At 48.9% G+C, this 26,837-nt stretch carries 26 protein-coding genes; 6 read left to right on the forward strand and 20 right to left on the reverse strand.

Annotation, left to right across the window (positions count from 1 at the left end; genetic code table 11):
- Positions 1-25: 25 nt before the first annotated feature.
- The gene (locus IZU26_RS10410) at positions 26-784 is read left to right on the forward strand and encodes a glycerophosphodiester phosphodiesterase (RefSeq protein WP_433278873.1); all 759 of its coding nucleotides are present in this window, start codon (positions 26-28) and stop codon (positions 782-784) included.
- A gap of 128 nt (positions 785-912) precedes the next feature.
- Positions 913-1,920, forward strand: a complete 1,008-nt coding sequence (locus IZU26_RS10415) for a ComEC/Rec2 family competence protein (protein WP_433278875.1) — start codon at positions 913-915, stop codon at positions 1,918-1,920.
- 120 nt (positions 1,921-2,040) lie between these two features.
- Here the strand turns inward: IZU26_RS10415 and IZU26_RS10420 are convergent, their stop codons facing one another.
- From IZU26_RS10420 to IZU26_RS10430, 3 genes are all read right to left on the reverse strand, one after another.
- Entirely contained in the window at positions 2,041-2,955 is a 915-nt protein-coding gene (locus tag IZU26_RS10420) for a ketopantoate reductase family protein (protein WP_433278877.1), read from the reverse strand.
- 177 nt (positions 2,956-3,132) lie between these two features.
- Entirely contained in the window at positions 3,133-4,464 is a 1,332-nt protein-coding gene (locus IZU26_RS10425; RefSeq protein ID WP_433278879.1) for a DNA recombination protein RmuC, read from the reverse strand.
- A 314-nt stretch (positions 4,465-4,778) separates the two neighbouring features.
- Positions 4,779-5,915 (reverse strand): Gx transporter family protein, encoded by a 1,137-nt coding sequence (locus IZU26_RS10430; RefSeq protein ID WP_433278881.1) that lies wholly within the window; start codon positions 5,913-5,915, stop codon positions 4,779-4,781.
- 145 nt (positions 5,916-6,060) lie between these two features.
- Between IZU26_RS10430 and IZU26_RS10435 the strand changes: the two genes are divergently transcribed.
- Positions 6,061-8,088 (forward strand): S1 family peptidase, encoded by a 2,028-nt coding sequence (locus tag IZU26_RS10435; RefSeq protein ID WP_021330260.1) that lies wholly within the window; start codon positions 6,061-6,063, stop codon positions 8,086-8,088.
- Positions 8,089-8,295: 207 nt separating this feature from the next.
- On the opposite strand, the gene IZU26_RS10440 is transcribed toward IZU26_RS10435, so the two are convergent.
- From IZU26_RS10440 to IZU26_RS10450, 3 genes are read right to left on the reverse strand one after another with little or no spacing between them, the layout of a single operon-like run.
- Positions 8,296-8,610, reverse strand: coding sequence for a hypothetical protein (locus IZU26_RS10440; RefSeq protein ID WP_433278883.1), 315 nt, complete (start codon positions 8,608-8,610; stop codon positions 8,296-8,298).
- On the reverse strand, positions 8,607-10,703 hold the full coding sequence (locus IZU26_RS10445) for a heavy metal translocating P-type ATPase (protein WP_433278885.1): 2,097 nt from the start codon (positions 10,701-10,703) through the stop codon (positions 8,607-8,609). Before IZU26_RS10445 ends, IZU26_RS10440 begins: the two co-directional genes overlap by 4 nt.
- A 9-nt stretch (positions 10,704-10,712) precedes the next feature.
- Positions 10,713-10,934, reverse strand: coding sequence for a hypothetical protein (locus tag IZU26_RS10450; RefSeq protein ID WP_021330250.1), 222 nt, complete (start codon positions 10,932-10,934; stop codon positions 10,713-10,715).
- Positions 10,935-11,557: 623 nt separating this feature from the next.
- On the opposite strand from IZU26_RS10450, the gene IZU26_RS10455 reads away from it, so the two are divergent.
- Positions 11,558-12,400, forward strand: coding sequence for an Rpn family recombination-promoting nuclease/putative transposase (locus IZU26_RS10455; protein ID WP_433278888.1), 843 nt, complete (start codon positions 11,558-11,560; stop codon positions 12,398-12,400).
- 109 nt (positions 12,401-12,509) lie between these two features.
- On the opposite strand, the gene rocF is transcribed toward IZU26_RS10455, so the two are convergent.
- From rocF to IZU26_RS10475, 4 genes are all read right to left on the reverse strand, one after another.
- Complete coding sequence (gene rocF, locus IZU26_RS10460; protein ID WP_433278890.1) at positions 12,510-13,418, reverse strand: arginase; 909 nt, start codon at positions 13,416-13,418, stop codon at positions 12,510-12,512.
- Positions 13,419-13,627: 209 nt separating this feature from the next.
- Positions 13,628-14,071 (reverse strand): hypothetical protein, encoded by a 444-nt coding sequence (locus IZU26_RS10465; RefSeq protein ID WP_156002096.1) that lies wholly within the window; start codon positions 14,069-14,071, stop codon positions 13,628-13,630.
- A gap of 136 nt (positions 14,072-14,207) precedes the next feature.
- Positions 14,208-15,272: a M42 family metallopeptidase gene (locus tag IZU26_RS10470; RefSeq protein WP_433278892.1), complete on the reverse strand. Its 1,065-nt coding sequence runs from the start codon at positions 15,270-15,272 to the stop codon at positions 14,208-14,210.
- Between the two features lie 37 nt (positions 15,273-15,309).
- Positions 15,310-16,647 carry a Na+/H+ antiporter NhaC family protein gene (locus IZU26_RS10475; protein ID WP_433278894.1) on the reverse strand — a complete coding sequence of 446 codons (1,338 nt, stop codon included), beginning with the start codon at positions 16,645-16,647 and terminating at the stop codon, positions 15,310-15,312.
- Positions 16,648-16,951: 304 nt separating this feature from the next.
- On the opposite strand from IZU26_RS10475, the gene rny reads away from it, so the two are divergent.
- Positions 16,952-18,484: a ribonuclease Y gene (rny, locus tag IZU26_RS10480; protein ID WP_021330425.1), complete on the forward strand. Its 1,533-nt coding sequence runs from the start codon at positions 16,952-16,954 to the stop codon at positions 18,482-18,484.
- A 120-nt stretch (positions 18,485-18,604) separates the two neighbouring features.
- On the opposite strand, the gene IZU26_RS10485 is transcribed toward rny, so the two are convergent.
- From IZU26_RS10485 to gatC, 10 genes are all read right to left on the reverse strand, one after another.
- Positions 18,605-19,015, reverse strand: a complete 411-nt coding sequence (locus IZU26_RS10485) for a hypothetical protein (RefSeq protein ID WP_021330487.1) — start codon at positions 19,013-19,015, stop codon at positions 18,605-18,607.
- Between the two features lie 93 nt (positions 19,016-19,108).
- Positions 19,109-19,561 carry an ASCH domain-containing protein gene (locus tag IZU26_RS10490; RefSeq protein ID WP_433278897.1) on the reverse strand — a complete coding sequence of 151 codons (453 nt, stop codon included), beginning with the start codon at positions 19,559-19,561 and terminating at the stop codon, positions 19,109-19,111.
- Positions 19,558-19,851 carry a hypothetical protein gene (locus IZU26_RS10495; protein WP_433278898.1) on the reverse strand — a complete coding sequence of 98 codons (294 nt, stop codon included), beginning with the start codon at positions 19,849-19,851 and terminating at the stop codon, positions 19,558-19,560. Before IZU26_RS10495 ends, IZU26_RS10490 begins: the two co-directional genes overlap by 4 nt.
- Positions 19,852-19,878: 27 nt before the next feature.
- Positions 19,879-20,676: a hypothetical protein gene (locus tag IZU26_RS10500; protein WP_433278900.1), complete on the reverse strand. Its 798-nt coding sequence runs from the start codon at positions 20,674-20,676 to the stop codon at positions 19,879-19,881.
- Between the two features lie 246 nt (positions 20,677-20,922).
- The gene (locus tag IZU26_RS10505) at positions 20,923-21,180 is read right to left on the reverse strand and encodes a hypothetical protein (RefSeq protein WP_433278902.1); all 258 of its coding nucleotides are present in this window, start codon (positions 21,178-21,180) and stop codon (positions 20,923-20,925) included.
- Between the two features lie 19 nt (positions 21,181-21,199).
- Positions 21,200-22,036: a hypothetical protein gene (locus IZU26_RS10510; RefSeq protein WP_433278904.1), complete on the reverse strand. Its 837-nt coding sequence runs from the start codon at positions 22,034-22,036 to the stop codon at positions 21,200-21,202.
- An 18-nt stretch (positions 22,037-22,054) separates the two neighbouring features.
- Positions 22,055-22,378 (reverse strand): hypothetical protein, encoded by a 324-nt coding sequence (locus IZU26_RS10515; protein ID WP_021330488.1) that lies wholly within the window; start codon positions 22,376-22,378, stop codon positions 22,055-22,057.
- A 454-nt stretch (positions 22,379-22,832) separates the two neighbouring features.
- On the reverse strand, positions 22,833-24,362 hold the full coding sequence (gene gatB, locus IZU26_RS10520) for an Asp-tRNA(Asn)/Glu-tRNA(Gln) amidotransferase subunit GatB (RefSeq protein WP_433278905.1): 1,530 nt from the start codon (positions 24,360-24,362) through the stop codon (positions 22,833-22,835).
- Positions 24,363-24,431: 69 nt separating this feature from the next.
- Entirely contained in the window at positions 24,432-25,934 is a 1,503-nt protein-coding gene (gatA, locus tag IZU26_RS10525) for an Asp-tRNA(Asn)/Glu-tRNA(Gln) amidotransferase subunit GatA (protein ID WP_433278908.1), read from the reverse strand.
- Positions 25,934-26,242 carry an Asp-tRNA(Asn)/Glu-tRNA(Gln) amidotransferase subunit GatC gene (gatC, locus tag IZU26_RS10530; protein WP_433278910.1) on the reverse strand — a complete coding sequence of 103 codons (309 nt, stop codon included), beginning with the start codon at positions 26,240-26,242 and terminating at the stop codon, positions 25,934-25,936. Before gatC ends, gatA begins: the two co-directional genes overlap by 1 nt.
- A gap of 164 nt (positions 26,243-26,406) precedes the next feature.
- On the opposite strand from gatC, the gene IZU26_RS10535 reads away from it, so the two are divergent.
- A complete protein-coding gene (locus tag IZU26_RS10535) occupies positions 26,407-26,835 on the forward strand; it encodes an RrF2 family transcriptional regulator (protein WP_433278912.1) in 429 nt (142 codons plus the stop codon).
- Positions 26,836-26,837 lie beyond the last annotated feature (2 nt).

The following is a 26,837-nucleotide window of genomic DNA, read 5'->3' on the forward strand; positions in this document are numbered from 1 at the left end:
ATTATTAATTATAGTAGGAGACATTATGAACGTTGTTGCACACCGCGGATACAGCGGAGTTTATCCTGAAAATACGATGCTTGCATTCCGCAAAGCCGTTGAAGCGGGTTCGGACGGTATCGAACTCGACGTACAGCTTACAAAAGACGGGACGGTCGTCGTCATACACGATGAAAAAGTCGACCGCACTACCGACGGCACAGGCGCCGTCCGCGATCATTCATTTGCGGAACTTCGAAAACTCGACGCGGCGAAAACGTGGAACGGAAAATATCCGAAAGAAGCGATACCGTCGTTCGAAGAATACTGCGAATGGGCGGCGACGGTAAACATAACGACGAATATCGAACTGAAAACGGGGCTTGTGTATTATGAGGACATCGAACAAAAGACGATCGATATCGTCGATAAATACAAACTCGAAAAAAAAGTGATGTTTTCGTCGTTCAATCACAGCTCGCTCATCACGGCAAAAAAAATCGCGCCTTCGATTCCGGCCGGAGCGCTTGTCGAAGAAGCGGGTTTGGTAAATGCCGGTTTTTACTGCAAAAAATACGGTTTTGAATTCTACCATCCGAGTTATAAAAATTTGAATGATGAAGCGGTGGGGGAATTGAAGAGGCACGGTATCGGCATCAATGTATGGACGGTCAACTCGATGGCCGAACTTGAAAAAATGTATGCGTGGGATATTTTCGGAATCATCACGAATTATCCGGCGGTGTGCCGCGCATATTGCAACGGAATGTTTAAACGGGACGCTGAAATAGCGCGTCCCGTTTAACTGCAAGTTTGCAGGGCAAACCGTTTTCTTTTGAAAACTCGCGGATATACGTGTGTGCTTTCGCACACTACTGCGGCATTTTCGAAAATCGATATTTTCTGCAATGCCGCATTAATAAGGATGAAAAAATGAAAATCAGAAAAAAAATTGTTTATATATTTGCGGCCGTTTTTTGTCTGTCGTTTTTTTGCCGTTGTGCATCAACGCAAAAGACGGCGTCACACGCTGCGAAGACACATCGTCAGCCGGCGCTGCAAAAAATATCCGAACGTGCGTCTGCGGCACGGACGAACGGAAAGCTCACGATGTATTTTATCGATTTGGATGTTCCGAAGGACAGCGAAGATAAAAGCGGCGACAGCACGCTCGTCGTTTCACCCGACGGCAAAACGATGCTCATCGACTGCGGGCACCCCGATGCCGGTAAAGACGTCGTCAGGCTGCTGCGTTCGCTCGGCATCGATAAAATCGATATCGTCGTCATTTCGCATCCGCATATCGATCACCTCGGCGCCTTTCCGCTGATCGCGCGTACGTTTCCGATTGCGCACGTGTATCGCTCGCGTTTGGAGTACGATACGCGCTATACGCGCGCATTCGATGCGGCCGTTAAAGCGCACGATATTCCGTCGTCGTATCTCGAAGCGGGAGACTCTTTTTCATTCGGAGACAAGGTACGGGTCGATATATTCGGCCCCGCGCATGAAATCGTTTATCCGAAAAATTATCCGGCAAACGCGACACAGTTTATCAACGATTGTTCGATTTCGATGATGCTCGTCTACGGGCAATCGAAAGCGCTCTTTTGCGGAGACTTGTATCGGAGCGGCGAAACGACCGTACTTGATGCGTATGAAGCACAATTGAAATGCGACGTCGCAAAAGCCAATCATCACGGAAACGCTACGAGCAGCAGACGGCGCTGGATTAAAGCGACGAATCCGAGCGTTATCGTCGCTATGAACGATGTACTCGGCAGTATGGACGTTGTAAACGATTACGTAAAATACGGCTCAAAATTTTATCATACGCTGTACAACGGTTCTATTAAAGTGGAAATAGACGATAAACATACCGTCACGGTGACGCCGGAAAAAGAAAGCTGGATAGAAAAACTCGCCGCGGATAAAAAATAAGCGGAATGCGCTGAAAACCCGAACTTCAGCGACGGGCGATTGTCAGATTGAATATTGAGTTTTGGAAAAATCGAAATTGAACCTATTGATTTCGAAAAGCGTGCCGGTGCTTCGAAGCGGTCAGATGCCGCGCGCGATTTCCGTGCCTTCGACGAGAGCTTCGAGCAGCGTACACACGGGCGTCGGAATGCCGTGCGCTTTTCCGAGCTTGTTCACCGTGCCGCAAAACCACTCGTTTTCGCTTTTTCTGCCTGCTTCAAAATCCTGCAGCATGGAAGTTTTACCGTGCGCATCCAAACCGATGATAAGCGAAAGCGTATCTTCGAATATCGCTTGCGTGAGCGGGATGCCTTCCGCTTGAGCGACGGCGATGACTTCTTTTCCGACGCTCTGCGCAAGATCGCGCATAACGGGGGCTGAAAAAGCACCGTACGGAGCGCGGCACAAAGCGCTCAGCGTATTGAACACGACGTTGAGCAGAAATTTTTTCCACTGCTCGAGGTGAATGTTTTCCGGTACTTCGCTTTCGATTTTCGCTTTTGTAAACAATTCTTCGATCGCTTTTACCCGATCCGTTTTTTTATTGTCCTTTTCACCGAATACGATACGGCCTTCGACGGGACAGCGGATTTGATTTTTTTCGTGAATCGAACTGATGCCGATGATAAAACCGTAGAGTACGCGCTCTTCGCCGTAAACCGCCGCCGCATCGCGTTCGCTTTGAATGCCGTTGCAGAGTGTCATGATCGCCGTGTGAGTTCCGACGGCGCTACGGATGCTTTCGAGCGCTTCGCCGAGCTGAAGGTTTTTCGTCGCGATGATTATTAAATCCGCAGGCACGGCATCTTCGGGCGTGAGGTAATTGAAATCCTGCTTCACTCCGTTGATGAAGATGCCGTCGCTCTCATAACGCGCTTTCCGAGCAGGGTCGACTATGCACTGTACGTTTGCTTTACCCAAAAAAGACGTGAGGCGGGACGCGACGACGGCTCCTACCGCACCCAATCCGACTATCGATACCGAAGCGATTTTCATAATTTGAGTATATCGCTAAACGCGCTTTCGGACAATGCGGCGCGCGGTAAAGTTTTTACGGCAATCGATTTTTTAGTATGTGTGCAAACGAAATTCGCCGGATAAGGTTCGGCGGACGCGGGTAAGATTTGGCGGATGTTAGGTAAACGCTGCCGTGCGTTTTGCTTTCCGCCGGAATTATTCCGCGTCGAAAGCGGTATCGATGAGCGGTTGCCCGGCATTCGATTCGGGAAGAGATTCGACCCGTGTCAATTTTTTTTCGATCTGGCGGCTGCGCTTTTCCGCGTTTTCGATTTCATTTGTCGCCGACTGCAGTTTTTCTTTTGTCTTTGCCAAAACCGTGCCGAATTTTCCGAATTCCGTTTTTACCGCACCGAGCAATTCCCACACTTTGCTCGTCTCTTTTTGAATTGCGAGCGTGCGGAAACCCATCTGTAAGCTGTTCAAAAGAGCCGTCAGCGTCGTCGGTCCCGATACCGTAACTTTAAAATCGTTTTGCAGCTGCTGCACAAAACCCGGAATGCGGTTCAACTCCGCATACAAACTTTCGTACGGAACGAACAGTATGCCGAAATCGGTCGTATACGGAACTTCGATATATTTTTCTTTAATATCCTTTGCCATGCTTCGTATTTCGGAAGCCAAGGCTTTTTTTTGCGAGTCGATTTCGTCTTTATCCCCCGTTTCATACGCGAGCGTGAGCTTATCCCAAATCACGGCGGGATATTTCGAGTCGAGCGGCAGATAGATATAATCGCGTTCCGTACTTTTCGACGGAATTTTTACGGCGAATTCGACGACCTTTTTCGGATCGGAAGGATTCGGATGCGCGTTTTTTTCGTATTGCTCCGTCGACAAAAAATCCGACAGGACGGCTTCGAGCTGCACTTCGCCCATGCCGCCGGCGGACTTTACATTTGTCAATGCGCGTTTGAGCCCGCCGACGTCGCTTGCAAGATTTTGCATTTCGCCGAGTCCTTTTTGCACGGCTTCGAGCTGCTTGCTCACGATTTCGAAAGAACTCGACAATCGCTTTTCAAGCGTCGACTGCAGTTTTTCGTCTACCGTCATGCGCATCTGTTCGAGTTTTTTTTCGTTGTTGTCCTGCATATTTTTAAGGCCGGCCTGTATGGTTTCCTGCTGTTTGAAAAGGTTTGCCTGCGTCGCACTCGACAGGCTGTCGAACTTTTGGGAAAGGAGCGCCATAAATTTTGTTAAATTATTAGTCAGGGATTCGTGCGTGTTTTTTGTCAGCGTATCAAGTTTTCCGTTTATCGATTCTTGAAATTTTACGAGCGTTTCGGTGTTTTCCTTTCGCGATTCTCTGTCGCTTTCGGAATTTTCTTTTCTGCTCCGATCGAATTCGTCTTTTAGATTTTTTTCGTAACTTTCAAGCCGATTCATAACCGATGCCGAATCGATTCTGTTGTTTTTAATGATAAGTACGATTAATAAAATGACGGCGAGTAAAAGCAATCCCGTAATCGCGATAAAAAACTGCAATTCCATAATCGAAAACTCCCATAAAAACTTTTACAGGATATTTCAACATCCGAAAAAGTTTTTAGTCGTGCGCGTGAGCGCACACGTTAAAATAATCGAGTTTGCAAAATTGGGTGTATCGTATTCATATAGTTTCATCGAATCAAATATGTATACACGTTTTTTGCAAACATCCACGCAAACTCGAGATAAAAAGCGACGGCGATATTTCAGACGGCGCTTTTTATCGTACCTCCTTCGCCGCCCTTCGTTCTGCGATCCGTCGAAGCGGCTCTGTCGATGCGTCTATTGTTTTTCAGTATATCGGTATGCTTGAGCGCTCACTCTTCCCATAATTCGTTGAGGCGCGAATCGAGCGCGGCGATAACGCGGCCGCGCGAAAAATGCAGACGCTTTGCCGTAAGCGCGTCGAAAGTCGTAAACATCTGCCCGAGAAATACGCCCGCTTTGCCCGGCAAATGCAAGTGCGGCGATATGGCAAATTGCGAAAGAAATACCATACCCGTGAGGATGCCGCTTTTATGTAAGCCCACAAGGAGCGAGTCGAGCGTGATGCGGAATTTGCCGAGCGAAAGGAGCACTCTGCCCGAGGGCGCAAGGAGTGCAAAAAACGTAATGCCGATAGTCATAAAGACGGACGGCAGCACTTTGATGCGGCCGCGTTTTTTTATTGCAGCCATTGTGAAAAAGGCTGCGGCGAAAATCCACACGATGCACATGCGCGCGATACCGGATACGCTTTTTGGAACGACCAGCCCGTGCAGTAAAAAGATCGGGAACAAAATCATTGCGGCGATAAACTGAACGCGCGAAGTTTTGGCGTCGGCATCGAGCGGGCTGCCGGAAGAGGGGGCAGCGGAAAAGACCGGAGCGCTTTCGGCGCGAGGACTTTGGAGCGAGGGGGAGACTTCCCCCCCTGCCGTATTCGAATCAAGCTGCTCGGCGAGGAGCCGATTGTACCACGACGACTTCGCGCAAAAAATATTGACAAAAACGCCAAGCACGAGTCCGGTCACGAGTCCGGTAAAAAAAAGGAGCGGAGCGATAAAGCGCGTTTCGGCACCGAAAATCATCAAGCGGGCGACGGCAACCTGTGCCGCATTGTTCGCAAGCGCACCTGCCAGACTCAAGCCGATATTCGACATGAGCTTCGTTTTGTGAAAGAGCGCGTAGAGCAGGAGCATCGCAAAGCCGGAAGCGAACGAACCCGCTGCGGAAAAGACGAACACGTATGAAAAAAGCGTGCCGGAGATGAGCGCCTGACCGAGCACTTTGAGCACGATAAGAAAGGCAACGTCGCGTTTGGACATCATCGCAAGCGAAATGAGGATGGGAAGGTTTGCCAGTCCGAGCCGCATAAACGGCAGCGGTTTCGGAATCGCGTATTCGACTGCGGAAAGAAAAAGACAGAGCGCCGCAAAAAACGGAACGCGCGAAGATTGGGCTGTACGAGTCATAGTGTAAGTATAGCGCATCGTGCGGAAAGCAACAACGGCGAAGGTGCGACGAAGACGGAATACTGCGGAGGATGTTTTGTGCGGGGTCGGTAAAACGAAATTCGTGCTCTGGAAATGTTCATAAAAGCGTGTTACAATTGGTTTTATGAAAAACATAAAAAACACACGAAAACTGTATTTTGCCCTTGTCGTTTGGGCGTGCGCGTTTGTTTCGGTTTACGCGCAAACTATTTTGGAAAGCGCCGTTTTGGAAAAAGTGCAGGCGGCGGTATTTGAAGTTGTCGTTGAAAAACCGGCGGAGGGAAAACTCACATACGAAAAAAAACTTCCGCTCGAACGCATCCCGTTTGCGATTCGCAACGACGCGTATTTGCCGATCGGTACGGCGTTTTTGATGAGCGACGGAAAATTTTATTCGGCGGCACACGTATTTTCGTTGTACAAAGAAACGTTGTACACGAATTATTTTTTGCGCGGTAAAGACGGTAAAACGTGGAAGATCGCGTCGGTTACGAAATTTGCGACCGACCGCGATTTTATTTGTTTTGACGCGGAAAATTTTACTGCGGATAAAAACAAGGGGCTCTCCGTCGCACCCGATGCGTCGCTGAACTCGACCGTGTTTTCCGTCGGTAACGCGCTCGGTGAAGGCATCGTCATCAGAAACGGCGTGCTCACGAGCCGTACGCCCGAACAGGAAAACGGCGCGTGGCAGTGGCTCCGTTTTTCGGCCGCAGCAAGCCCGGGAAATTCCGGAGGCCCGCTTATTACGGAAAAAGGCGACGTGCTTGGCATCATCGCGATGAAAAGCCAAAACGAAAATTTAAATTACGCACTGCCGTTCGCGGAAACGAAAAACGTCCCCGACAACACGGGCGTCGTGCACATTCCGTTTTACTATCGGCTGCCGACGATTTTGACGGAACGCTTTTATCATATTTTCGACGAAAAACTTTCGCTGCCGCAAAACCTCGGATCGCTGCGAGCGGAGATTACGTCGCGTTACAGAAAAAATACCGACGCCCTCGTACACGATTTGGGCGAACGCTTTGCGCCTGATGCGGACGAAGGCTTTGCCCGTGCTGCCGGGGCGGCTGAAATGCTTTCGAATTCGTATATGATCGGTTTTCCGTACACGATATATCTGTCGGATGCCGGCAAGTGGGATTACATGAGGCCGAAAGAGATTTCGACGCATCAGCTCGGCGACAACGGTTTTGTCAATTTCGGATCCATGCTCGGATACACGTTCGCATATATCGTCAAGCCTGAATCGGTCGCGCTGAAAAACCTCATCGCTTCTCCGAAAACCTACGTCGATTACATCCTGTCCGCGAGCAAAATTACGCGGAACGTCGCCGGTGAAAATATCGCGATCACGTCTCTCGGCGATCCGTGCAAATCCGACAAGCATATCGACCGCTTCGGGCGTACGTGGCTTATCAACTATTGGGAGCTTCCCTTCGTCGATTATATGGCGATCGCATACGCGCTTCCTATGCCCGACGGCGTGTACGTTATGCTCAAATTCGATTCGTACGGCGATGTCTTAAACGGGCACCGGCAGGATATGGCTTTTATCGCCGATTACGCGTATCCGTCGTATTCGGCGGAATTGAAAAATTGGAAAGAATACCTTTCGCTTTCCGAAGCCGAAGCGGGAAAACGGGATCCGATTATCGCTTCTCTTTCTCTCGATTATTCAAAAAAACGCATCGCCCTCAAAACCGGCGCATATTCCGTCGATCTGCCGTCTTCGGTTTTAACGCCGGCGGATGACACGACGCTCGGTCTTTCGATCGGCTATGCGTTTAAAGACGGTAAAGTCGTGCAGGAAGAAAGAGCGCTGAGTTTGTCTACGAATAAGCGAGCGGAAAATTATCGCTTCCTGTTTATTTCCAAGCAGCCCAAGCCGGACAAAAGCGCGCTGAAAACTACGACGGAAAGCTGGGAGCAAAAACGCGATTGCATTCCGCCGTACGACGGAAAACCCTACGACAGCGAGCAATACACTTTCGTCGATAAAATCCTCTACCCGAACGGCGTTACTTACAAAACTCGAAGCAGTGCGGACTGCATCTATATACTCGGCGGAGAATTGGGCGGTCAGGGAAAAAAGAGCGAAGCGCTGCGCTTTATCGCCGCTGCGGAAAAGGGCGTTCGAGTTCGGTAAAACGTTTTAAAAAGGTGCCGATCGATCCGAATGCGACGGGTCGGCACCGCTTTATCGACAAGCTTGCCGCAGACTCACAGCGAAGCTTCAAGCCTGTGTATTGAAGCGCCCGCACGAATCAACAACCCCGACACAGTCTCGCAGCGAAGCTTCAAGCGGCGTCGGGGTATTAAACCCTCCGCACGAATGAAATTCTACGATCGGCATTTACGCTTTCCACGAATCGATAATCGATTGAATCTGCGCTATATCGGAAAGGATGTCGCCGCGTTTTTTTTCGGAATAACCGGCGAGTTTTTGACGGAGCTTTTTTAAAGCGGGAACCAGCGTTTGCAAGCGTTCGAGCGGCACGCCGTCAGGATCGTATGTGATAAGCACGCTGCCCGTTTTTTCGTTGTATTTCGGATCGGCTGCGGGACAAATCGAGTGTAATACGGCGAGAGCGGCCGACCGTATCGCTTCGTCGCGGAGAGAGGGATCGCGCAAACGCAGTCTGCCCGGAAAATAATTGATCTGCATCATTCTTTTTTTAATAACGGCTGCATCGCCCGTACTGCAAATGCGATCGTCGAAGAATTGTGCAGGACGGCGGCGAGCGACGGCGAAATAAAACCGAACAAACCGGCGGCTATCAATGCGGAATTAATAATTATTATATTTTTATTGTTGCCGTCGATTTTTTTCATCAACCGCTGACCCATAATCCGCGTTTTCAGCAGCGCCGCAAGTCCGTCGCCCGACGGCAGCACGATGTCCGCCGTCTCTCCGGTGATTTCCGCGCAGTCGCCCATGGCAACTCCGGTATTCGCAGCTGCGAGCGCAGGTGCATCATTTATACCGTCGCCGATCATTATGACGGTATGCCCTTCCCGTTTTTGTTTTTCGATGTATGCGACTTTGTCTTCCGGCAGCGCGTGTGCGATATAGTGATCGATGCCCGTAAGAGATGCCGCAGTCTTCGCCGCACCCGCATCGTCACCCGTTATCATCGTACAGTTGACGATGCCCGTACCGTGCAGGCGGCGGACGATCTCTTTCGCATCGGTTCTCACGGGATCGGTGATCGCAAAAGCGGCGAGCAGCTGTTTTTCTTCTGCAAGATACAAAAGCGATTCGCCTCGATCGAGCGCATCCTTTACGATTGAATCCAGATTTTCCGGAGGCAGTATCTTTTCGTCGTCAAAGATAAAATGCCTGCTGCCGATCGAAAGACGTTTGCCGTTCAGCGTCGTTACAATGCCGTGCGCAACGATATATTCGACTTTTGCGTGGCGCTCGGGATGCTTGAGTCCTTTGTCTACGGCAGCCTGTACGATCGCGTGTGCGACGGGATGGCTAAAATGCTCTTCCAAACACGCAGCCGTTGCGAGCATTTCATCCTCGCTCTCTTTGCCGAATACGATGATGCGTGAAAGCTTCGGTTCGGCTGCCGTAAGAGTGCCGGTTTTGTCGAACACGACGGTGTCGGCGCGGGATGCGTCTTCGAGAAATTTTCCGCCTTTGACGAGAATACCGTGTTCGGCCGCTTCTTTCATCGCGCTCAAAACCGCAAGCGGAGCTGCGAGCTTCATCGCACACGAATAATCGACCATAAGCGTCGACAGCATCTTTGCCATATTTCCGGTAAAAATAAACGTCAAAAGCGAAAGCAAAAAATTATATTTGACAAGCTGATCGGCAAGGTGCTCCGAACGTACTTGCGACGAAACTTTCAATTGCTGCGACGAATCGATCATTGCGAGGATATTCTGCACTTTTGTTTGGCTGCCCGTCGCACGCACGAGCACGAACAGTTCCCCTTCCTGCACGATCGTTCCGGCAAACACGCTTTGCCCCTTTCGCTTTTCAACGGCGAGCGGTTCCCCGGTGATCGACGCTTGATTGACAAGCGCTTCGCCTTTGACGACTTCACCGTCCGCCGGAATGAGCGAACCCGTGCGCACTGCGACGATATCGCCTTTTTTCAGCGTGTAGAGCGGAACTTTGCGCTCGGTTTCTCCTTCAACGAGCTGCACTTGATCGTTTTCGGAAAAAAGCGTCGACGCCAAATCTTCATAAGATTTCTTTTTCGTATATTCTTCGATCGTTTCGCCGATGTCGAGCAAAAAATTGATATTCGACGCGGTCGACATATCGCCCGTCACCGCGGCTGCCGTAATGGCCGTTGCGTCGAGCACATCGGCACAAAACAGCCGTCCGGAGAAAATCCGTTTGCCGCCTTTTAAAACCCGCCGCGCAATCGAAGCCGTCTGGAAAACCAATCTGAGCGGCGGCGGCAAAAGCCGTTTTGCATAATGCCATACCGCCATCGAAATGAGCGATTCGAAGAGGCTTGTCTGCTTCGGCGGGAGCGCAACGGAGGCAAGCATATCGCCGTCGTTGAGATATTTATCGGAAAGAGCTCTAAACAACGCTTTGATGCTTTGTTCGGATTGTCTTGTTTGGTCGTAATAGATAAGGAATGACCCCGTGATGTGATTGACCGACACTTGATGCATTCCGTCTTGGACCGAGAGTAAATTCTGCGCCAGCACAGCCTGACGCATATTCACTTCGGATATATTATATCGTATTCGGATGCGCCCCGGAAGAGAATGCTTTACATAAAAATTCATAAAGTATGATTATGCTTTTGCAGCTGTTTCTTTTTTGTGCTTTGCTTCGGCATCCGCGTCTTCCGCGTCTTCTTTTACCGATTCAAAAAAAGCCGAAGCGTCGTCTTTGAGCTGCAAGCCGGCGACCATCAGTTTGGAACAGCCTTTGCGGAAAACATCCGTTTTGATAAGCGCCGCCGCCGCCGCACCGACAACCGCACCCAGTAAAAATTTTTTCATCCCGTCTGACATCGTATTCTCCTGCCGAAACCCGCCGGCTTTCATTTACATCGGTTTTGAAATATATGTATATGATAGCGTTAGAAATGGAAAAATGCAAGAGCGAAAAAATCCGAGCAGTGCGGAGGATTTTTTCGCGTCTCCTATAAAAGAAAAACGCGATAAGCGTTTTTCAACTCTCGACTTCCGGAACGATTCCGAGCAGTGCGCGACTTGCAACGAGCACGAAGTGCGAAGTTCCCCGCGCAGGATTTGCGAGCGTCTCCTATCACACAGCACGCCGTAAACGTCGCACTGTGTGTCCTCATAAGGAATTGCAGTCGGCTTTCATACCTTTTATTACATCCGAAAGGATGAGGTATAAAAGCCTCCGCACGGATAAAAGAAAAACGCGTTGAGCGTTTTTCGCCTCTCGACTTATATTGATCAAATCCGAGTAGTGCGCCACTTGCAACGAGCACGAAGTGCGAAGTTCCCCGCGCCACTTGCAACGAGCGCGTAAGCGCGAAGTTTCGAGCGCAGGAAACGATGTTCCCGTTTATTTTTATAAAAAAGCGCGTAATTTATAGCTTTGTAAACGATATATAGTTCAGCGGCTTCCTTGCCGCGCTATCTCAATAACCGAAGGTGCAGCTATGGAATATACCTATAAACCCGTCGAAGAACTCACCTTTACCGACGACTTTATGTTCGGCACGGTCATGAAAAACAAAATAATTTGCAAAGGCGTCATCGAACGGCTCCTGCACATCAAAGTCGGCAAAATAGAATATCCCTCCCTGCAAAAAACGATAGCACCGTTTTACGAAAGCAAAGGTATACGCCTCGACGTTTATGTTTCCGACTCGGAGCGTGTCTTCGATATCGAAATACAAACGTCGATTCCGCCTTCTCTTCCCAAGCGCACGCGTTATTACCAAAGCCTTATGGATGTCGACAATCTCTTGCGCGGTCAAAGCTACGCCGAACTGAAAGAGAGCTATGTCATTTTTATCTGTACGCAGGATCCGTTTAACAAAGGCTTACCCGTGTATACATTCCGCAGCGTGTGCAGTGAAGACGGCAGTATTATTCTTGATGACAAAAGCGCTAAGGTGTTTTATAATGTGGGTGCCTACGGTAAAGAAGATGAGCCTGAATTGAGCGCGTTGCTGCAGTATCTTTGCGAGAGGCGGGCGACGAGCGGTTTTACGCAGCACATCGATGCGCTTGTCGAAAAAGCGAAACGGAACGAAAAGTTCAGGAGCGTATACATGTCGTTGAATATTCATGAAGATGACTTACGCATGGCAGGTGAAAAGATCGGCTTTGAGCGAGGCGTTGCTGCGGGGGTACGCAGAGGCAGAAGAGACGGCATCGCCGCGGGAGCTCATCAAAAAGCACGAGAGACGGCAAAGCTGATGCAGCGAGAAAGCTGTTCTGTCGATTTTATACAGCGGATGACCGGTCTTTCGGAAGCGGAAATCGAAAAGCTGTAATGATATTTGCTTTTTAAAAAATTCGACATCCGACTTTTTAGGTAAAAATTAATTTCCGTAAATCCGAGTAATGCGCTACTTGCAACGAGCGCGAAGCTCCCTGCACGCGTCAATACAATTTTTCGCCGAGCAGGCGGGCGGCAAGAGAAACGGCAAGCACCGCGGTTTGATTTCTCACGTCGAGGATCGGATTCACTTCCACGATGTCGGCCGATTTTACGATACCGGTATCGCTCATCTCTTCCATAAGCAAAAGCGCTTCGCGGTTCGTCATGCCGGCGGGAAGCGGAATGCCGGTACCGGGCGCGAACATGGGATCGAGCACGTCCATATCGAAAGACACGTGTACGACGTCCGCGTGCGTTTTAAAAAAGAGTACGACTTGTTTGACGACGGACGGAAAGCCCTGCCGTTCGATGTCGCTCATCGTAAAAACCGTGACGCCGGATTTGCGCATCAGCTCTTTTTCACCCGGATCCAAATCGCGGATGCCGACAAAGCACACATTGCGCGGATCGACTTTGCGTCCGTCAAAATATAAATTCGTCAATTCCGGAAGACCGAGCCCGCACGAAGCGGCAAGGCATTCGCCGTGGATGTTGCCGGAAAGCGTCGTCTCGGGCGTGTTGAAATCTCCGTGCGCGTCGACGTAAAGTACGCCGAGTCTTTGACCCTTACGTTTTGCGGACGCGGCGGCTCCGGCAAGCGTGCCGAGCACAATCGAGTGATCGCCGCCGAGCGTAAGCGGAAATTCTTCCACAGCAAAAGAGTCATCCACTTCTTTTGCAAGCTGCCCGCAAGCATCCGCAATCGGCTTTAAATATTTTGCTTTGGGGTTTCCGACTTCTTCGTATTCCTGAGGATGTATGCGCATCGGCGAATTGTATTTGACCAAAGTGTGGCCGAGCGATTCGAGTTTTGCGCGTAAGCCCGCGAGCCGTATCGCGGACGGCCCCATATCGCTGCCGTGCCGGGAAGCTCCGAAATCGAGCGGCATTTCAATGATGTGGATATTCATAGAAGCAGTATAATGCGAATCGGAGGTTTAGGACAACACGTACGCAGGGCGCCGAAGAGTACGTACGCCGCATCACGGAAAATCCGAGGGAAAAAACCGAAACCGAAGCGATGCACGAACCGTACCGGCTGTCGATTTCTGGTTGTTAATTTTTTGCCGAACGATGCTTACGATGCGAAGCAGCCGGGTTTTATCTTCGAGCCGTGCGTTTATCGGGGGGCGATTTGCATTGCGGCAATTTCGTCTTTTAATTGTCGAGTGCCGAAAAATATGATAACGACGGCAAATACGCTTATGCCGACTGCCATAACAATGATCCGCTTTCTTGACATCTCTTTTCGGAATAAGAGAAAACTGTATTTTTCAAAGTTTTTAAATTTTACTGCGACAACCAGCAACACGATATAATCCAAAAACACCGAACAAATTCCGAATCGATAAAATACATTTGAAAAATCTCCGGAAAAAATATATAAAGGCGTTTCATACTTTCCCGCCAGCTGAAATATCTGGAGCAAAAGACAGGGCAGCGCAAAAAACAAAAAATATCCGGCGACAACTTTTTTTTGTTCGGCCGCCGCTTCCGCATCTTCCGTTTTCGGCATGCGTTTTATCAAAAAAAACGTATTGACCGCCGCACATATAATACTCAAAGACCAAAAATATTTTATTATATAATGCATACTTTTTTTCCTTGCGAATCAACAACCCCGGCGCGGCACGTGAGATAAGCCCCTGCGCAAATAAAAAAACGGAAAGGCGAAAGCCTTTCCGTTTTCAATTACAGTTTCAGTCGATGCTCTGGATGTATTTTACGATAAGATCGACAGCACCTTCCAAGTCATCGATATATACCGTACCGACCGCCGTATGCATATAGCGCTGCGGAACGGATATGATACCGGTGAGCACGCCGCTTCCGCTCGTCGCGAGCGTCCATCCGTCGGTGCCGCCGTTGATTAAAACTTCGCGCTGGAATTGGATATTGTTTTTTTCGGCGACCGCTTCGAAAGCGCGCGTCATCTTTTTGGAAACGTTGTTTCCCATCGTGGAACCCATGTCCCAATCGTAATATTTAATGGCCGGGCCTTTTCCGAGTTCGATACAGCATTCGCTCAGTTCAAGTCCGGATGCACCTCCTGCAATCGTTACGTCGACGACGATCGCGACATCGGGCTTGACCGAAAAACCGGCAACTCCGGCGCCGCGCGCGCCGACTTCTTCCTGCACCGTTCCGATGAGCGTCAATTCGTTTTTTATGCCGGCTTCTTTCGCGCGCCGCATCACTTCGCAGATGACCGTACAGCCTACACGGTTATCGACGGATTTGCCGGTATAGATTTTACCGCCGTTAATAAATTTTCCCGTTCTCTGATAGTGACCGTAATCGCCGATACGCACACCGAGCTTTTCGGTTTCCGCTCTCGTAAGCGTACCGACATCGACGTAAATGCTGTCAAACGGGATCACTTTTTCTCCTTCATCGCCTTTGAGCATGTGCGCGGGTTTGTAACCGGTGACGCCTTCGATCATTCCGTCTTTGGTTTTGATTTCGACGTCCTGATTTATGAGCATGCGGTCGTCGTGGTATCCGACAGGTGCGATCAAAAGCTGACCGTTGTCGTCGATATAGCGCACGATAAAACCGATTTCATCCATGTGCGCGGCCAGTGCAATCTTTTTGTTACCGCCCCGCGCGTTTTGCGTAAGGATAATATTGCCGAGCGCATCTTCTTTGCAGCTGTCGTAAAAACCTTCGAGTTCTTTTTTTATCTGCGCAGCAACCGCTTCTTCTTCGCCCGAAACGCCGAAGGTATTGTCGAGCGCGCTTAATGTTTTTGCCAATCGTTCCATTATTGACTCCTCAAAAAATTTTCTTAATCAACAAAATTTATGCTATGAATCCGAATACCGTATATAAAATCGCCGAAACGATTACGCCGATGATGCCGTAGGGCAGCGATGAAAAACTCGTTTCTGCAGGCGATATTTCACATGCGCCCGAATTGACGATAACCGCATCGCCGTACATACAGATTTGACTGCCCCATGCGGCTGCGGAAAATACCGCTGCTGCAACCAAATACGGATTCGCGCCGACTTGCAGTGCAAGCGGAATAGCGATAGGAAGCATGACCGCCGCCATATCCCAAAACATTCCCGTAAAATACGCAAACGCGACTGCGGTCAAAAATACGACGAGAGGGAGCATTTTACCAGACATAAACGGGCGAACCAAATCGATGATGTATTCGGCTAAGCCGAGTTTCGTATTCGCATCGACGAGAACAAAGGCTATCGCCAAAATACACGCGATCGGCAGCATATTTTTCATGCCTTCCAATGCGATATCCATAAAATCTTTTATGCTTATTTTTTTTGTAACGGAATATAAAGCGATAGCTGCGATGAGCGCACCGATAATCCCTTTTAAAACGTCTATACCGGTAATAATCGTCACTGCAATCAAAACCGCTACCGGTATGACAAAAAACCATACCGGCGAAGATGCTTGACCGGTTTCCGCTTCCGACTGTTGCGTATCCGAAAAAATTCCTCTTTCCGCATTCGCTTCGTGTTTTTTCATCGGGCCGATGTTGGGTATGACCCGCAGCGCGACGAGCAGCGAAATAGTGATTGCGATTATCGGATAGAATTGAAACGGGATCGTCTTTATGTAGCCCGCCATCGCATTTCCGTCAACCGAAAGATTTTGGCTTGCGATAAGGCCGGAATAAAACACCGCCCACGTTGAAATCGGAACAAGCGATGAAAACGTTCCCGCCGTCGAATTCGTAAGATAGGCGATTTTCGCGCGCGATATTTTGTGTTCGTCTCCGACTTTTTTCATTGACGCGCCGATGACCAAATTGTGCAGATAATCGTCGATGAATATGGCGAGCGACGAAATCCACAACAACAGCATGGCGCTTCGTTTTGTTTTCGCGTATCTGCCGATGGTTTTGCTGAAACCCCTGAGCGATCCCGACTGTTCGATCAGCTGAAGCAAAATTCCGAAAAAGAGCGTTACCAGGATAACCCACAAAACGCTGTCGGTTTTCAAAACTTCGATCAGCGAATCCAGCCATGCGCCGATAAAATTCTGCTTTTCTAAAATGATAAATCCGATTAACGAACCTATCAAAAGCGAATCCAGCGTCTTTTTTGTCGTAATTGCGATAACAAATACGAATACAACGGGGATGAGAGCGATGATGCCGTACTGCATAGAAAATTCTCCTTGCGTTTTTTAAAGATAAAAATCTTTAGTTGTTTTTGATGACTACACATCCTTGCATACTGCAAGACAGTTTCATCGATATGTATATTTTTAATTATTATTATAATAGCACGAGTATTTTTATCTGTCAAATTTTTGTTTTGGGAACCTCTAAAAATTTCGGTTTTTAGAAATTTTCCTTAAATATGTATTTTTTTCTTTTTGTTTTTTCGATTTTCGATTTGACATTTTGAAGATTGTAGGTTAATATAGATACTGAATTATTCTATACCACGCACACAAGGAGACAAAGATGAATATTATCATTTTATTCATTGTTCTCCCGGTTGCAGGAATTATTCTTGGATGGATTATTAGATGGCTGTATGCCAGATTTCAACTATCTGCGTCAGAACAAAAGGCTGAACGTGTAAAACAGGATGCAATTAGAGAAGCTGAAGCACAGAAAAAAGAAATTTTGCTCAATGCAAAAGATGAACTCATTCGGGAACGAAACCAGCAGGAACGGGAAAACAGAGAACGACGGGCCGAAGTACAACGCTATGAAGCCCGCGTAAATAAAAAAGAGGAGCTCCTCGATCAGCGGGCTGCCGAATACGAAAAACGCGACAAAGAAGCTGCCGACCGCATCGAAGCGCTGAAAAAGCGCGAAGCGTCGGTTATGACGCAGGAAGAAGAATACAGAAGGCGTCTCGAGCACGTGTCGGGGCTTTCGCAGCAGCAGGCAAAAGAACTCATCATTAAAGACCTCGAAAACGATGCCCGTCACGATGCACAAGCGCTGCTCAATAAAATCGAGCAGGAAGCTCAGCTCACGGCGGAAAAAAAGGCACGCGACGTACTCGTGACGATCGTTCAGCGCCTCGCGCCGGAAGTTACGAGCGATATTACCGTTACGACGGTATCGCTTCCGAGCGACGAGATGAAGGGTCGTATTATCGGGCGGGAAGGACGCAATATCCGCACGCTCGAAACACTCACCGGTGTCGATATTATCATCGACGATACGCCGGAAGCGGTTGTCATTTCATGTTTCGATCCGGTGCGCAAAGAGATCGCAAAAGTGGCACTCGAACGGCTCATATCCGACGGCCGCATTCATCCGGCGCGCATCGAAGAAATCGTGCAAAAAGTTACGCACGAGGTACAAAACAAAATTTACGAAGAAGGTGAAAAGGCGCTGTTCGATTTAGGCATCCACAATATGCCGACGGAAGGCGTGCGAGCGCTCGGACGCCTTTATTTCCGCACAAGCTACGGGCAAAACGTACTCACGCACTCGAAAGAAGTGGCGATGATCGCGGCCGCCCTCGCTGCGGAAATCGGCGGAAACCGCGAACTTGCAAAACGCGCGGCGCTGCTCCACGATATCGGCAAAGGAGCCGAAACGGAAAGCGATCAAAATCACGCGGAAATCGGTGCGGAAATCGCACGGAAAATGGGCGAGGATCCCCGCGTCATCAACGCGATCGCAGCTCACCACAACGACATCGAACCGACGAGTACGGAAGCGGTGTACGTGCAGATCGCGGATGCCATTTCGGCCGCACGTCCGGGAGCCCGGCGAGAAACGATCGACAATTACGTCAAACGGCTTGAAAATCTCGAACAGACGGCGGAACGTTTTTCCGGCGTAGAAAAAGCGTACGCGATTCAAGCCGGCCGCGAACTGCGCATCCTCGTCGACAACGCGAAAGTGGGCGACGAAGAGGTAAAACCGCTCGCACAGAATATCGCAAAACAAATCGAATCGGATCTGCGCTATCCGGGCAGGATCAGAATCACGATGATACGCGAAACGCGCATCGTAGAATACGCGCGGTAAAAGCAGAAGTTTCCGACGGTGTGCCGCACACAGGCGCGTCGTCAGCGGTATTCGCCGATTCGACAAAATGGAAAGCGGATAAAAAAGGCTTTGCATGTTTTTGCAAAGCCTTTTTTATTTTCAATTTTTTACGATAACGATCCCGCCGAGCACGAGCAAGTGCCGCGAAAGCGTACTGAGCCAGCGCAAAACCGAATCGATGCTCCCCGACGGCAGCGCGCCCTTACCGATAAAATCGAGCAGCACGATCGCCGCAATCCACGCGATCATGATGACGACCATAAGAATCGTGTCAATCGGAGAACTGAACGTTACGAATATGCGGAGCAGCAAAAAAAGACCCGCAAGCACTTCGATGATTCCGAACACGAGGCAGATGATCCTCGCCGTGTCTCCGCCGGTAACCGATTTTACCGCCGCCGCGATTTCGTTGCCGTTTCCGCCCTGCAGCGTCCAAATTCCCGTCACAAAAAAATACAAACCGAGCGCGATCTGAGTAAGCATATACCCGATCGAATGCCGTTCTGCCATACCGATACCCCCTAAAATATTTAATAATAATCGAAAGTTTCCAAAACTTCCGTTTTCGGTAACTTTCCTTAAATTATTAATTAATAATTTAATCTAATCGACAATACGGAATTCATGAAAAACAAGTTTAATATCTTCGGCAAATGCAAAGCCGACGATCTCTCCCTCGTCTTCCAAATATCCCTTCTCTTTTTCACGCCACGCTTCAAGCGATTCGTCCTCGCCTTCCGCGATCACCATTTCGCGCGTCACTTCACAAAACGGAACGATCCGCACGGAAGTCAGCTCGATAATACACCGCGGACTACCGCTTCTGTCAAGCACCACGTACTTTTCTCCCGATGCGGGGAGATCTTCGTTATCTATAATATATGAAGCATAGCTTGAAAAAAATGCAGTCTTTTTTCCCGCAAGCACAAGCGCGAGCAGCTCGTCGCCGAAAAATCCCTCCGCTTCAAAACACATTTCGCCGGCGCAGCGGCCGACGGGATTATGTCCCCTTTTCTGCAAAAATTTTTGCCAATAAGACGCGGCATCGGCCGTCATCGGTTCCGCCTGATCATGAGGATAAATGCGACGATAAAAAAGCAGCTCGGCACGACGGCGAACAAAAGCGTCGGAAGCGGAATGCCGGCGACGGTCAACGCGTTCGGAAGGATGACGCCGAGTTTTGTCATCATATCGTATACGAAACTCGCATACGACGTTACGACGCCCGCAGCGAGCGACATCCATGCGGCATCCCGCGTTTTCGACCACAGCATGATCGCACAAAATGCCGAAATGCCGCCCAGCACCAGTTTAATAATCGACAGTATTATGTCCCCTTGCGCCATTGTTTTTCCCCAACAATCGATTTGCAGCTACTCGAACGGAGTATTTTTCAACTTCGTAAATACACCCCTGTCCGCGCCGAACGGAACGATCGACGGTACATTATAGTCGCAGCTTACGACTACCTCGCAGTCAAGGCAGTGCAGCAAAAAATCGGCATAGCGCGCTTCCGCGATTTTCGGATAGAGGTAGGGCCCTTCGCGCGTCCAATATTTTGTTAAAACCGTATCGTAGATAAACCAATCTTTTTCTCCGAATCGATTTACCGAAGCGATACAATCGTAGATCGCCCTCACCGCAGCTGCCGCAAGGGCTGCCGGAATGCGTTCGCATGCCGCCGGAACAAATCCGGCAGCGATACGCTCTCGACGTACGTACGGACGTACTGCGATAAAATACAGCGCGGAAGCCCACGGAAACGGCGGCGTTACGATAACACAGTCGATTTTTCGATAGTCGGAAATATTCGGATTCCACGGCTTCCAAAAAGCGGTACTGCTCTCCGAAAACGCCAACGCCGTTTTCAACGCGGAAGCACGGTCGGTATACACGTACGCGACGCGCTCATCCCCGATAAGCGAACTCACCGCCCTCGCGATGCGCCTCTCATAATCCGTATCGAAGCTTCCGACAAGTCCGCGGTCGAGCGTATTTTTAAAAACTTTCAGCGCTGCGCCGCCCTTCCAACCGAGGATCGCCCGCCCCCCTTCGCGATAGAGGTCGGTGAGGCGCACGCCTTTCCGCGTATATAAAAAGCAGCCGCGCGCGCGCTGCACGGTACCGTAGCGCTTTGTTATTTCCGATGCCAAAAAATCGATCGATGTCATTATAAACAGTATAGCGAAAAAAGACCGGCTCCGCCACAGTACGTATAAATGTTTTTAGATTTTTTTACCGATGATGAGGTTTTTGCATCCTAATTAATGCTAATACAAAACAAAAACAGTGTCAACAAAAAAGAGTGAGATATGAGGTGCAGTACATAACCGAGTCCAACCGCCTTATAAGAACAATATACCCCGATGTTTTCGTCGGGGTATGGGGATTAAAAATATTATTCAGTACCAAACCGCTTATTCAAATTTTTGATGAGAGGAAATAAGCGTACTTTTCGGTTCTTTATTGATATTTCCTTCTTCCCCCGATAATCCGTATTTATGCACCACAGCCAAACCTATATGTCTGTTGACAGCTGCAAGACCTTTTTCTTCAACCAACTGCAAATATTTTTGCATAAAATCTCTGTTATTTTGAATAAGTAAAAATACTTCGTCGGTTATCGACTTGTTTTTAAAAGCAATGACCTCATCGGTAAAATCTTTAATGTCCATACGAGCTTTTCTCCTTTATTTATTCTACTACTCCGAGAATGACAGGTATATACAGAGGTGCTTTTCCTCCGGCTACTACAACGCTTATATCCCCGAAAATTGAACGTTCAGCATTGATCACTTCACCTTTTACTTTTTGACTTATGTAGTTTACATAGCGGTAATGAGGATCGCGAAAAAGACTGACGATAACTCCACCCATACTACCACCCGCAGAAATCAGATATGATGAAATATAATATGCGTGTCCGGCTTCCAATGCGCCGCCATCAAAAAGTTTCGCATTTTTATCGCTTTCATCAATGCCGTGATATACATATCCTTTTGCAAGAGCGCTTGCTTTTTCATTACGAACTTTTCGTTTCTCGGCACTTGCCTTGTCTTCCGCTATCCTTTTTTCCTCTGCCGCTCTTTCTGCAGCTGCCTCTTTTTCGGCTTTTTCTGTTCTTATCTCATTTACAGTTCTTAATCCTTCAATTTTTTCTAATACAAGCGATGTATCTACGAAAAACAGGAAAAACCTTTCTTTTTTCAGTTTTATATATACTGTATATTTTTTGTCGAATTCAATTCTCTTAAAAAAATCGGGATTGTTTTGTATAAACGATGTTGCATTAACTATTATACCGCTGACAGAGCATTCGGAATCTCCGTATTCGCTAATAGATGCATTTACTATTTTAAACCATTTACTACCGGCCTCTATTTTTTCTATTGCAATATTTTTACAATTATCTTGATTACCGTCTATTTCCGTATAAACAATCTCTTCGTTTTTTGTCCCTGTAGACATACAACCGGTAAAAATGTTCATACATACGGCAATAACACACACCCGCATAACATTCTTTTTCATAAAAACCCCTGTACGATTTCAGTTTAGCGAATTTGAAAGATCGTTTAATTTTTCAATTGTATTATCCAATTTTTCAACCGTATTCGGCAGAGCTTTTGCGGCATTTGTCATCATGGAAGCTCCGACTATAAGTCTGACCGTACCGATAATCATAAAAATACCGCAAATTATTGTTCCGGCAATATTTGCACCGCGTCTTTTATTTTTCACAATACCTGCAATCCCGAACGCTAATCCTATAACCAGTAAGGGAATTCCCAGCCAATTCATAATTCCCAACAGCGGGATTAATCCCAACAAAACAAAAAATAACCCGATTACTCCCAAAATGATGCTTGCCATTTTTCAGCCTCCTGTACATATGCTCTATATATGACATCCAGTGAATGTCATACACAAGATGATTATAAGGTATATTTTTGATGTTGACAAGCAGTAGATGTCAAAAATATGTATAAAAACAGAAACGGCGATCAAAACAATATTTCAGGAAAAAATATCTCTCGATTGCGAAAAGCCGCCGATCCGTTACTTTCTCAGCGTGCGCTGGCGGATAAAATGCAGCTTTTCGGTATCGACCTCGACAAAAACGCCGTTCAGCGCATAGAATGCGGAAAAAGGTTCGTTACAGATATAGAGCTTCTAGCTTTTTCAAAAGTTTTGAATACAACGCTTGATACGTTATTGCAAAACGAATAGAGGGATGAAGAACGTATGGCACAGCGCCCGTTACAGTATATACACGCTTCGGCAAAACCGACGCACACCCGCTGACGCTGCACGTCGATCCCGCCTTTTAAGAAAGTCTTTGTTTGAGCAATTCCGTCGCCTGTTTCGGATTCGCTTTTCCGTGCGACTCTTTCATCACTTGCCCCATAAGCCAGCCGAGTGCATTCGTCTTGCCATTTTTAAAATCGGCGACAGCCTGCGGATTTGCTACAAGCACGCTTTCGACGATCTTTTCGATCGCGCCGGTATCGTTTACCTGCTCCATGCCTTCTTCTTTAATAATTTCAGACGGCAGCTTTTTCGTTGCAAGCATCTTTTCGAAAACGGCCTTTCCCTGCTTGCTCGTGATCTTATCGGATTCGAGGGCGTCCGCAAGTTCCGCAATATGCAACGGCGTAATCGAAACGGAATCGATCGTTTCCTGCTTTTCGTTTAAAACTGCGAGCAGTTCGGTGAGGATGAGATTTGCGGCACGCTTCGGGCTTTTCGATTTTTTTGCCGCTTCTTCGAACCACAGCGCAAGCTCGCGCGTCGCAGTCAGCGTTTCCGCATCGAACGAAGAAAGAGAGTATTCTTTCATAAAACGCACGCGCTTCGTTTCGGGCAGCTCGCCGACCGCTTCTTTTGCCCGCGCGATAAGCGCTTCGCTGACGCTGAAGGGTTTGATGTCCGGCTCGACGACAAAGCGGTAATCGACGAATGAATTCTTCGTGCGCTGAACGACCGTTTCGCCTTTCGCTTCGTCCCAGCCCATCGTCACTTTAAAACCCGCATTAAAGGGCTGCCGATCGGTTTCGAATTCTTTGAGCTGGCGTTTTGCTTCATAGGTACATGCGTCTTTTATCGCTCGGAACGAATTCAAGTTTTTGATTTCGGAAATGGGCGTATGATACAGCGTACCGTTTTCCCACACGTTCAAATTGATATTCGCGTCGCAGCGCATATTGCCTTCTTCGAGATTTCCCTTCGTCACTTTGACGTAGCGGAGAATCTCCTGCACGGTCTGCATAAAGAGAGAGGCTTCTTCGGGACTTGTCATATCGGGCTTCGTTACGATTTCGATGAGCGGAGTACCGCAGCGGTTGTAGTCGATATACGAATGCGCGCCTTCGAGGTGCAGCGATTTTCCGACGTCTTCTTCGAGGTGAATGCGCTCGATCCGCACGCGGCGGTAGCGGTTGTCGACGATGCAGTTTTCGCCTTTGAAATTCACCGTACGGCACTTCGCGCCGCCGGGACGTTCGTCTTCCGGATAATGGATAAAGGGCAAATCGACGTATCCGTCGGCGCACAGCGGAATATCGTACTGCGTAATCTGGTAGCCCTTTGCCAAATCGGGATAAAAATAATGCTTGCGGTCGAATTTCGTAAAGCGCGCGATGCGGCAGTTGAGCGCCTGCCCCGCAACGGCGCCGAGTTCGACGTAGCCTTCGCTTACGCGCGGCATCGCACCGGGAAGTCCGAGACACACGGGACACACGCGCGTATCGGGCATACCGCCGTAGCGGTTTTCGCACGCGCAAAACGCTTTTGTCTTTGTTAAAAGCTGCGTATGTATTTCGCAGCCTATTACGATTTCGTATTTATCGATTGCCATACATCATTCCTAAAAAATCCGTGCCGCCGTATCTCGCTCGTTCCGCTTCGGATTTGTTAATTAATAATTTTAATGCGCGCCGAGCGGCACGCCGCAGCCGGGATGATCGGCTTCCCACGCTTCGGCCAGCTCAAGTATCTTCGCTTCACCGAACATCGGTCCGACGAATTGAATGCCGACCGGCAGCCTCTCTTTTGTGATACCGGCCGGCACCGAAAGAGACGTGATACGCGCGAGGTTTACGAAGTTGACGAAGAGATCGCTCAAATACATTTCAAGCGGATTGTCCGTTTTTTGACCGAGCTTAAACGCCGGTGTCGGACAGACGGGACAGAGCACCGCATCGTAGGTTTTAAAGAGTGCGGCCATTTCGCGCTGAATGCGCGCGCGCACCGTCATGCCTTTTTTGTACGTGTCACCCGAAAACTGCTCGGATAAAACGTAATTGCCGATGACGATCCTGCGCTTTACTTCCGCCCCGAAGCCTTCGCTTCTCGTATGCACGTACAGCTCGTCGTAGCCTTCTCCCGTATCGACGCGGCGGCCGTAACGGATACCGTCAAAGCGGCTCAAATTCGACGCGGCTTCGGCAAGCGCGAGTACGTAGTAACTTGCGACGGAGGCATCCATGACCGGCATATCGACGACTTCGATTTTCGCGCCCCTGCTTTCAAACCACTTGCGCGTTTCGTCGAAGACTTTTCCGACGTCCGCATCGAGCCCCTTGTTTTCGAGGAATTGACGGATGAGCGCGATTTTCAAAGACGAAAACGGCGCATCTCCGCAGGGTTTGAGATTTAATAATTTTTCTTTTTCAGGCAAATCCGCGCTCGTATCGTCGTACATATCGGCGCCGCACATCGCGTAAAGCGCTTCGGCGATATCCGACGGCGTATGTGCGAGGATGCCGACTTGATCGAGAGAACTGCCGTATGCGACGACACCCCACCTGCTCAAAACGCCATACGTCGGCTTTAGACCGTACACGCCGCAATAACTCGCCGGCAAGCGCACCGAGCCGCCCGTTTCGGTACCGAGTCCGAAAACCGCCTGATTCGCGGCGACGGCGGCGGTTGAACCGCCCGACGAACCGCCTGAAACATAATCGCGGTTTACGGGATTTCTCGTCGCCCCGTAGATCGAATACTCGGTCGAAGAACCCATCGCAAATTCGTCTTGATTGCAGCGGCCGAGCGGAACGGCACCCGCTTTTTCGAGGCGCGCGATCACCGTCGCATCGTAGGGAGCGACATAACCTTCGAGGATTTTGCTCGCACAGGTTAAGCGCTTGCCTTTCGCCGAAATATTGTCTTTATTCGCAAACGGCAAACCCAAAAGCGGCTTTTCCGAAAAGAGCGCGTCGAGCGTGCCGGAACTGCGCGCACTCGCGATTTCCGCGTCCGCCGCTTCGGCTTTTGTAAGCGCATCTTCATATATTCCAAGAAATGCGTTGAGAGGAGAGGCCGATTTTTTATCCGCTTCGAAAGCCGCCGCCGATTTTTTAATAATGTCCGCGCTCGTCACCGAGCCTTCTTTCAGCGCCGCGCGCATATCACGTATCGTACAATTCATCACGCGCCCTCGCCCAAAACTTTCGGCACTTGAAAATAGCCGTCCATAAAATCTTTCGAAATCTTTTTTACGTCGCCCATAGCCAAGCCCGCTACGATTTCGTCTTTGCGCAGTTTATCCGCTTCCGTTGAAGGATACGCGTCGTAAGGATTTTCGCTGTCGTCGTATTTCGACAAGAGTTCGAAATAGCCGATTATTTCATCGACCTGCTTTTTTAATATTGTTAAATTGGTGCTTTCGGGCGAAAGCCGGGAAAGATACAGCAGCTTTTCGAGCGTATCTTCATCGATCGTCGTATGTGCAGTCATGATGGATCATTTTAGCGGATTTTGTGAAAATGGACAACAATAGAATTGCACGATCACGGAACTCAGTTTGTGTGTTTTTGAACTCGCCCCCGTTATCGCTATCGATACCTTTTTTCTTTACAAAGTCGCAGTCATCGGATATACTAGTTTATCGGTAGGAAAACATGAAAATATCGACGCGCGGCAGATATGCGCTCCGCTTTATGATCGATTTGGCGCAGCACAAGCAGGATGAATTTATTCCGCTGAAAGATATTTCCAAGCGGCAGGCTATTTCGATAAAATATCTCGAACAGATCACTTCTCTTTTGAGCAAATACGGACTTTTGCAAAGCGTGCGCGGGCCGCAGGGCGGCTATAAACTCGCGCGCCCCACAAATCAATATACCGTCGGCGAAATACTGCGCATTACCGAAGGCAATTTGGCGCCGGTGAGCTGCCTCGAAGCCAATGCTATAGGATGCGGCAGGCAGTCGATTTGCGCGACGATAAAACTGTGGAAGGGACTCGGAAAGGTGATCAATGCGTATCTCGACGGCATAACACTCGACCAACTCACCGTGCTTCCCGAAACGCTCGACTACAGTATTTAAAA

Source organism: Treponema sp. SP13 (assembly GCF_050938355.1).
In the GTDB taxonomy this organism is placed as follows: Bacteria; Spirochaetota; Spirochaetia; order Treponematales; family Treponemataceae; genus Treponema_D; species Treponema_D socranskii.